This is a genomic window from Virgibacillus sp. W0181 (assembly GCF_051846915.1).
GTDB lineage: Bacteria > Bacillota > Bacilli > Bacillales > Amphibacillaceae > JBPYCR01.
On record NZ_JBPYCR010000039.1, the window covers coordinates 24,758 to 33,044 of the forward strand.

An 8,287-nucleotide genomic window follows, 5' to 3' on the forward strand; every position below is an offset into this window, starting at 1 on the left:
TACCTCCTAAGTAGGGTAAATCACTTTAATAATTCAGGAATCATTGAATTGTAAGAAGCAGATTCAAAATCAGTTTTGATTTTTATATCATCAACATCTAATATTTCCCCGTCTTTAATAATTTTGTGAATATCTCTTATACCTTGTATATTATCTAACGGATTCTGATTTAGAATTAATATATCCGCTATTTTTCCTTCCTCTATTGATCCATAATCTTCATTTATTCCTAAAACTTTAGCTCCATTATAAGTACAAAACTTTAAAACATCGTATTCGTCGTAATCAGCTAATTCTTTTATAAACTCGATTTCTTGTTCAATTTTTCCTAAACTGTCTAAACCCAGAGCCATTTCTAAACCCATTGAAGCAGCTATATTAATGCTCTCTTTATGAGCATCTACTAAAGGTTTGTGAAGACTTATCCACCTATCTCCTCTATTGTAGTTGGGATTAATATTCTCATAGTAAGCACTTATAGTAGGTACTAAAGTAATCTCTTTTTGTTTCATTTTTGAAGCAATCTCTTTAGTTAAATAAATTCCATGTTCAATAGTATCTACTCCCGCTTCAACAGCATTATTTATAGATTCACTCCCTATAGCATGAGCTGCTACTTTTTTCCCTGCATTATGTGCTTCTTCACACATAACCTTTATTTCCTCCATACTAATCTCAGGACGGGAATATTCTTTATTCCCACTTAAAGGTTCTATAGGATCATAGCTAGCGAAAGTCTTAATCCAATCTGCATATAAAGTCTTTTTACGACTAGCTTTTCTAATTTCCTCAATCCCATCTACTCTTTGTGCCATTTGAGAAGAATGCGATCCTGATGTCACTAAGGCACCTCCTGAAATAAAAAGATCAGGACCTATGATATATTTGTATTTAAAAAGATACTTTAAAGATCGATCAATATCGTTAAAGGAACCCAGAACCCTGGTTGTTGTAATTCCTTGTTTAAATTCGGCTAGCGCATTTTTTAAGGCTCTTATGGCTAAGACGGGCACGGGCAGTGTTAATTGATCTCTGATAGGCCCGTAACCTCTTTTAAATATATAATGTTGATGTAAGTTTATAATACCAGGAATTACATACTTTCCTTTTAAATCGTATACTTCTGCTTTGTTTAGTATAAATTCTTTCTGTTCCACATTGTGTATCGCCTGTATCCTATCATTATCTATTATAATAACTTTATCAGTAAGCAATTGTTTGTTAAAAAAGTCTATGATATTTACATTTTTCAGTACCTTCATTTTATCTCTCCTCTAATTTTTATAAAAATAGATTTGGAATCCAAAGACTTAAAAAGGGTATAAACGATACTAATAACAATGATACTACCAAAGGAATATACTGCGGTATTAAAGATTTAAACACACCCCACAAAGACACATTTGTAACTTTAGATATTGTAAATAAGGATATTCCAAACGGAGGAGTAATCATCCCAATCATTAAATTTAAAACTACAATTACTCCTAAGTGAACAGGATCTAATCCTATTTCAGCTGCTATTGGAAGAAGTATAGGAGTTACTAATATAAGGGAGGATATGGTTTCCATAAACATTCCTAATGTTAATAGTAAGATGTTAATAGTTATAATAATTAATATAGGGTCTGTAGTTAAATTTAAAATAAAATCAGTAGCTGTCTCTGGCAACCTCTCTAATACAAGAGCTTTAGTTATCAGTGCTCCTGAACTTACTATTAATATGATAGCCGCTGAATTAACCACAGTTTCCTTTAATCCATTTAAAAAATTTTGCAACCTAAATTCTCCTTGAAATATAGAGACCACGATTAAATAAAGAACTCCTACGACCCCCGCTTCGCTCGGGCTAAAGATACCAAACAACATACCTCCTATGACAATGGGGGCAGCCAGTAAAAAAGGTAGGGCTTTCAACGTGGCTCTTGGTAATTCTCCTTTTTTTATAGTGTTAACAACTATATTTTCACTGTATTTTCCCTTTAATTGTGCTGGAATAGTTATTAAAACAAAAATAAACATAAAACCAGCAATCATAATAGCGGGTAGCATTCCTGCTAACAATGCTTTTATAGCTGAAACTTGGGCTACCATAGCATAAATAATTAAAGGTATACTTGGTGGGAATATAGGGCCAACAGTCGCTGTAGATACTGCTAAAGCAGATGAATATTCTCTGGTAAATCCCTCTTCTTCCATCGCTTTTACCTGTATTTTACCAAGTCCTGCTACATCTGCTAGAGCTGCTCCAGACATTCCTGAAAAAATTAAACTTAAAATCACATTTAGTTTAGCAGAATATCCAGGTCTATTTCTCAAAAGAACCTTAGTAAAATGATATATTCTGCTCGTTCCACCTAAATTATTAATTAAAATCCCCATTAAAATAAACATGGGGACTGCTATTAATGTAAAGCTGTTATTAGCTGTGAAAATCGTATAAGAAATCATATTTAGAGGAATATCATTTAGAACGAAATAAAGAATTGCTGGTGCCCCTAGAGCTATATAAAGTGGTACGCCCAAAAATAAAAATAACAAAAATAATATTATTACCATCAAAATCATATACTATCCCCCTACCTCAAGAAAAATGTAATCATTTTAATAATTTTTCTTTTCAAGTAAACTATAAAATAATATTAGAATCCATACTACTGTACTTATAATCATAATTGTATATATCCAGTTGAGAGGAATACTCGCAGCATTAGTGGTAATATTTCTAACCCCATAAAACATTATGATTGAACTGATTAACAATACAAACACAAAAACTATTGAAAAAACTTTGTATATTAAATAAATAAAGCGTTTTGCTTTAGGAAATAAATTGGGTATGATATCCATACTCACATGTTCATTTCTTCTTTCTACGATAGGGGCAGCGATAAACAATAAACTTATTAACAATAACTGTGCCGCTTCTTCTGGCCACATTAAAGGAGAATTAAAAATGTATCTAAAGATAATTTGTAACAAAACACTTATTGCGATCATTGCTAGAGCACATATTCCAGAAAACATTAAAACTTTATCTATTCTTGTGAAAAGCTTATACATATTTTATCACCCTCCTATAAACCAAACCTTTAAACCTTCATAATTAAGGTAAAATACAGGGCAATTGCCCTATATTTTACCTTAATTCTAATATTTTATTGTATACCTCTCCCCACTCACCTTGATATTTCTCGTGCACTTCTTTCGCTGCTTCCTTAAATTCCTCTAAATCTAATCCGTCTTTTTCACCTATAATTGTTGCTTCTTCCTCAGCCTTTTTTATCCATTCAGTTTCTTTCTCTTCCATTAGTTTAACTTTCTTTTCTGCAGCTTCTCTTCCAGCCTCTAATAAAAGTGTTTGATCTTGTTCTGTTAATTTTTCGAATTGGTCATTATTCATAAATATGGCACCAGAAGAAAATATATGGCCGGTTAACATTATATAATCTTGAATTTCTTGCAAACCGTTTGGAACTATCTGAGAGAATGGATTCTCTTGACCATCAATAATTCCCGTAGTTAATGATGTTGATACTTCTGAAAACGGCATAGCTGACGGGGCAGCACCAAGAGATTTCATAGTGTCTGAATAAATATCTGAAGGAACTACTCTAATTTTTAATCCTTTCATATCATCTAATCTTTTTACAGGTTTATCTGTTGTTGTTAGATGCCTTTTACCTGAAGGAGCTACCGCAATTGCTCTCACCCCTTCCAAAGATAATTTTTCATTCAGTTTTTCCATTATTTCTGATTCAGGGTCAACCGCTTCTAAAAAGTGATCCATATCTTCAAAAAGATAAGGAGCATCTAATACTGAAAAAGATGGAGCTAAATCTGAGACATTACCAGGTGTCATCTGGTTAAAATCAACTAATCCTGATATAACAGGTTCTATTCCATAATCCGCTGCGCTTCCTCCTAAATATACGTCTATCTGTACTCTTCCTTCTGTCTTTTCCTCCACTAACTCACTAAAATCTTCTGCTAAAATTGCATTAGGATTACCTGCTGGATTTTGTTCATTATATTTTAAAACTATAGGACTATCTTTACTATATTCTGCATTATTATTAGCATCAGTATTTGAATCGTTAGACCCGTTTACGTCATTATTACATGCCCCCATCAATAAAATAAAACAAGTGAATAAAATTACTATACCTACCTTTTTATAGCTTAATATCATAATTTCCCTTCCCCCTTTCAAGTGTTTAACTTCTTAGATTCTATAAAACATTTCATATCCGTTCTGTTTCGAAAATATACCTCCCTTTATATGTCATAATAGCAAGCGCTTACATGCTGTTGAAAAAGTTTGTTACAATTAAATTAACAGCAAATTATGTATATATCAAATATATTCTTTGTATTGAATATATATATAATTTATATAGATGTCACTTTTTTGTGAGTGTATCTGGTTTCTTTAAGTGTGATAACTTCTTTTGGATAGTAACATAACAATATCGACCTTTATCTCTTAAAAAGAATTGGCTAGCAACAACCGTGACAAAATCTAACCTCTCTTGGTAACGTTAATCAACATTGATGATGGAATATTTAATCCTAGACCTTCAAAAGGGTGTGTATATCAAACAACATTTTATTAAACAGAATTCACTACCTCTCAAGATGTCCTAACTTCACTAATTATTATCAATATAAATTTGTATTATGTGTTATACTTATTGCGTAAAAGGCATGTGAAAAAGAGTTGTATGGAGCCAAGCATATCTTGTTACACCTAACGATTTGTTAGTTTGGATATATGCATAATTTGGTGAATTTCTGTTTATAAATATAGACCAGCTATAAAAAGTCAAGAAACAAATTAGATTAATTTAAACTGTTCTTTGAAAGTATTGATATTTAAAATTAGGCATACGAAAAAAGCCTTTCAATTATTTAATTAACTGCAACAGCACCAACTGCTGTACCGCGGGCTTTACCACGTTTACGTAGTTTTTGATAGTGCAATGAAAGCGCAGGATCATGATATCTAGCGACAAAAGCAGCTTGCCACAATAGCACGCCTTAAGTAAGATGAACCACGTTTGGATAGTCGCGTTCTATTACTGTTAAAATCACCAGATTGATGAACGGAAGCATCCAAACCAGCGAAGGCAACAAGTTGTTCAGGACGCTAAATCGACTAATGGATCCGATTTAGCCTAATATGACACACGCCGTGACATCGCTAATACCAGTAATCGTTGTAAGAAAATACTTTTGGCGATTAGATATTTCAATCATGGCTTTTTCAAGTGATCTTCAATAAGCTTAATTTGCTCCAGCAGAAGTTTGATTTGTAACTTGAACGCATCTAAACCATCGGTGATGCCAAATGAATCACAGGCACTGTCTTGAAGTTGATTGGCTTTTGTCAGATCCCTTGCTTCTCCGTAACGTCCTTTACTTACTTGGTTTAATAAAACAGCCAGCTTGTTGGTATCGATGTTAAGTAAACCTTCGGGCAGAGGAGAATGTAACAACACTTCTGTCGAAGACATACCAAAGACATCAGAAAAGATTTGTTCACATTCTAGGAAAACTTGGTCTACTAATGAGATTACTTTTCGTTTTAAATCGGAACATTGGACTACAAAAGATAAACGCAGACGTTGAAGATGCCTTCATTGGAGTAAATCTTCTTCAAGTAAAAGCTTTTCATCGGGGGGGAATCAATAACTTTTGCAATTAGATAGGCGTCACTTACATCTGTTTTGGTTTTACGGTTATAAAAATGTCGTAAGGTATCCGATTATAAAGGATTAAAGATCGTTGTTTTAAACCCAAGTTTGTGAAGGTATGAAAAAACAGATAACCAGTAATGTCCAGTGGCCTCAAGCCCTACAATTGAGTGATCCGATGTTAGTTTGTATTGGTTGATAAATTGTAGTAATTTCTCGCTCCCTGCTTTGGAGTTCGCGAAGCGAACGGCTTTCCCTATATGATCTCCTTTATCATTAATCAAACCAGCTTCATGATGACGTTTACCAATATCAATAAACGTCAAACACACCACCTAATTCATTATTTATCAGATGGGAGGAAACCCCTTGTCTCTATAGATATCCAACCTCGTTGGATATACGACAACAAGTGTGCCATCAAGCTCATTCGAATAGTTCTATAAAGAAAGAGGTGTCAGTCTATACAACGAAGACTTAGCTTCAATGAGGAAGACGACAACCTCTATCTGATTAAATACATTGTACCTTGAAAGGTACAACGATTTAAGAAACTAGTTATTAATAATATACGAGGAGGAATAAAATTGGATCTCTACAAACTCCGTTGTTTTGTTACTATAGTTGAAGCAGGAACCATGACGAGAGCCGCATCTATACTTAATATGACACAGCCACCTTTGAGCATGTTAATAAAAAGGTTAGAAGAAGAATTAAATATAACTCTTTTTGATCGTTCAAGTAAGTACCTTAAACTAACAAAAACGGGGGAAATATTCTATGAAAAAACCCAGGAATTACTTACATTTGCAAGTGATATAAAACATGAAATAACAGATTACGAACAAGGAGTTAAGGGCGTTATAAAAATTGGTTGCGCAATAACAGCTAGTCGCATTTTATTACCTGATGTATTAAAAAAAGTGCAGGAGTTAACTCCCGAAGTTCTAGTAAAGTCAATAGAAGGTTCTTCTTCATATATATTTAATGAATTAAAAGAACAGAGAATTGATGTAGGTATTATACCTGTTGTTTATGAAACAGAAAAATTTGATATATTTCCTTTATACGAAGATGAATTATTAGCTGTTTTCCCATCATTACATCCCTTAACTAATAAAGTGAATTTGGATTTAAAAGATTTTCGGGATGAAAAGTTGATACTTACTACCACTACAATTGGATACGGAACATCAGATCAAATAATAGAGTACTGTCAATCAAAAGGGTTTTCCCCTAACATTATATATCTAGGTACAGATTTTATGTCGACGATTCAAATGGTTAGCAAAAACTTAGGGATAGCCTTCTTACCTTCAAAATATCTTAAGATTCCTATGTTCTATAATTTTGTAAAATACCAGCAAATTAAGATTAAAAAACTTAATCACCCCTCTATACAAGTTAAATACAGTGCTATAACTTTTAAAAGACAATATAATTCTTTAATAATTAAAAATTTTATAGATCTAGTGAAAGACGTCTCTAGTAAATTAAAGAATGATGAATTGGATCTCTGAGTCCTTATAAAAGTTTGTATTGTTGGGACGAATTTTAATAAACGTCTTATGGGGTGTAGGCTATAAGCCGGTCGTGCATATTTAAGCTTGTTAAGTTAACGCCTTTATTTGTACAATAGAGAACATTAACACCGAATAACAAAAGCTGATAATAGCAACTTTGTGAAATAATATGGCAGATATATTGGAAGAAACAAGCCAAGCGGAACATTTTTAAAAAAGACCAATGTATAAAAGGGAGATGTTAAAAGCGCCACATACTAAAAGGTAATGAACATCCACCTTATCAAGGTTTTTCTTTATAAAAACGATTGTCTTCGATTAGTTTATTTTTTAGTAGCATGTCGTTCTTCCAATTACGGAGGAAGTAGGCTAAAACATTTCTTATTTGAATAAGTAATGTAGTGTTTGTTATTCCTATTTGTTGTTTTAACCTCTTTTTATTTGTCCGTTCTTATGGCTGTCCTACTTGATCCAATATAACCCCCAGTCTATTGGAGCTTTTATTCATATATAAATAGTTATAGCATAGCGGTCACATCATTACCTTTTAAGAAATGATGTTTTTAAAAAATATGTTGAAAAAGGACAAATTCTATGGATAACAGCTAGAATTAAATGGGGGAATCCAAATAGTTAACGAAGCTTAGCATTAAGAAGATTACAAAGCATCTATTAACTACTTGGGTATCTGTGTAATAATTATTAGAAACAAAACAGGTAAGCTCTAACCCTTCTTCTCTTGATGTATCTTCATTAACTACACGATATTTTAGATAAATTCGCGGTTCTCTGTTGTCTGATTAATTTCAATATAACTGAATCAATTTCATAATAGCTATTTTTAAAAGGCTCTTTGTCAAATAGTGTTGGTGGCTGAATTAAGGTCGCTAAAATATTAATGATTCGGGATCTGTTAATCTTGCCGCTTAAGCGGCAGGATAAACAGATTCTTTTTGTTGGTTTACAATTGCTTTTAACTTGAAATGAAGCATAATTCTATTTTTAAAGTTATTAAAGTTTTGGTAGCCATATGCAACTCGATTTAATACTTTGATTTTATTATTAATG

Annotated in this window: 9 protein-coding genes; 1 reads left to right on the top strand and 8 read right to left on the bottom strand. The window is 32.6% G+C overall.

Annotated features, from left to right (window positions below; genetic code table 11):
* Positions 1 to 20 precede the first annotated feature (20 nt).
* The 7 genes from ACLIBG_RS13320 to ACLIBG_RS13350 form a co-directional block, all read right to left on the bottom strand.
* Positions 21 to 1,262 carry an amidohydrolase family protein gene (locus tag ACLIBG_RS13320; RefSeq protein ID WP_439313255.1) on the bottom strand — a complete coding sequence of 414 codons (1,242 nt, stop codon included), beginning with the start codon at positions 1,260 to 1,262 and terminating at the stop codon, positions 21 to 23.
* Between the two features lie 19 nt (positions 1,263 to 1,281).
* Positions 1,282 to 2,568, bottom strand: coding sequence for a TRAP transporter large permease (locus tag ACLIBG_RS13325; RefSeq protein ID WP_439313256.1), 1,287 nt, complete (start codon positions 2,566 to 2,568; stop codon positions 1,282 to 1,284).
* 36 nt (positions 2,569 to 2,604) lie between these two features.
* Positions 2,605 to 3,063 (bottom strand): TRAP transporter small permease, encoded by a 459-nt coding sequence (locus ACLIBG_RS13330; protein WP_439313257.1) that lies wholly within the window; start codon positions 3,061 to 3,063, stop codon positions 2,605 to 2,607.
* Between the two features lie 76 nt (positions 3,064 to 3,139).
* Complete coding sequence (locus ACLIBG_RS13335) at positions 3,140 to 4,192, bottom strand: TRAP transporter substrate-binding protein (protein ID WP_439313258.1); 1,053 nt, start codon at positions 4,190 to 4,192, stop codon at positions 3,140 to 3,142.
* Positions 4,193 to 5,005: 813 nt separating this feature from the next.
* A complete protein-coding gene (locus ACLIBG_RS13340; RefSeq protein WP_439313259.1) occupies positions 5,006 to 5,119 on the bottom strand; it encodes a transposase in 114 nt (37 codons plus the stop codon).
* A gap of 136 nt (positions 5,120 to 5,255) precedes the next feature.
* A complete protein-coding gene (locus ACLIBG_RS13345; protein WP_439313260.1) occupies positions 5,256 to 5,516 on the bottom strand; it encodes a hypothetical protein in 261 nt (86 codons plus the stop codon).
* 251 nt (positions 5,517 to 5,767) lie between these two features.
* Positions 5,768 to 6,022: an IS110 family transposase gene (locus ACLIBG_RS13350; RefSeq protein WP_439313261.1), complete on the bottom strand. Its 255-nt coding sequence runs from the start codon at positions 6,020 to 6,022 to the stop codon at positions 5,768 to 5,770.
* Between the two features lie 261 nt (positions 6,023 to 6,283).
* Here ACLIBG_RS13350 and ACLIBG_RS13355 point away from each other — a divergent pair, with 261 nt between their 5' ends.
* A complete protein-coding gene (locus ACLIBG_RS13355) occupies positions 6,284 to 7,216 on the top strand; it encodes a LysR family transcriptional regulator (protein ID WP_439313262.1) in 933 nt (310 codons plus the stop codon).
* Between the two features lie 929 nt (positions 7,217 to 8,145).
* On the opposite strand, the gene ACLIBG_RS13360 is transcribed toward ACLIBG_RS13355, so the two are convergent.
* A partial coding sequence (locus ACLIBG_RS13360; protein ID WP_439313265.1) for a transposase occupies positions 8,146 to 8,287 on the bottom strand: 142 nt, incomplete at its 5' end.